This is a genomic window from Microbacterium sp. (assembly GCF_031988965.1).
Lineage (GTDB): Bacteria > Actinomycetota > Actinomycetes > Actinomycetales > Microbacteriaceae > Microbacterium.
The window spans coordinates 1-761 of the sequence record NZ_DALZXX010000298.1 but is presented as its reverse complement, the minus strand read 5'-3'; the positions used below and the strand labels follow the sequence as shown (position 1 = coordinate 761).

General features: G+C 72.4%; 1 protein-coding gene. It reads right to left on the bottom strand.

Annotated elements, in window-relative coordinates:
- Positions 1–170: 170 nt before the first annotated feature.
- The coding region (locus tag RTM68_RS18905) for a helix-turn-helix domain-containing protein (protein WP_312173878.1) at positions 171–761 on the bottom strand (591 nt) is incomplete at its 5' end.

Sequence of the window (761 nt, the reverse complement as noted above, 5' to 3'; positions counted from 1 at the left end):
CGACGAACTCGAACACACCTCGCGCGTGGCCTACCTGGTGTTCGCGGAGGTGTTCGCCGCCGCGGTCACCACAGAACGCGGAGCGGATGCCGTCACGGCGCGTGCCCACGCGCTCGAGGTCGTCTCCGACAACCTCGGCGAAGGCGCCTAGCCGCGACTCGCGACGCCCGTCAGTCCCGCGCGGTCTGCAGCAGCGTCCACAGCTCGGCGCGGGCGGGGAACGTCGACAGATCGGTGCCGAGGATCGTGCCGGCCTGGGCGATGCGCGAGCGCAGCGTGTGACGGTGCACCCCCAGCGCGGTGGCCGCCGGCTCCGCTGTGGCATCGTGCTCGAGCCAGACGCGCAGCGAGCGTTCGAGATCGGTGCCGGATCGCGCATCGTGATCGCGGAGCGGCGCGAGACGCGACTCCGCGACGAGCCGGGCCTCGTCTGTGGCGAGGGCGCTCAGGATGCTCGAGCCCACGGTGTCGGTATAGTGCGCGACCCCGGCATCCGTCTGCTGCCTCAGCGCCGCGAGGGCCTGCGCGTGCGCGCGGGAGAACGCGTCGTACGACTCCGATCCCGAGGCCCCGATGCGGATGCCGAAGCGCATGGCGACCTCGTCGAGCAGCGCCTCGTCGGTCATCGAGATGCAGAGCACGACGCCCTCAGGCGACTCCGCGAGGAAGCTGGGCGTGCCATGCTCCGATCGCCGTCGCTCCCACCAGTCGATCAGCGGGCCGGCCGGCGCATCCGCCGCGACGGCGACGACGACGGGCGC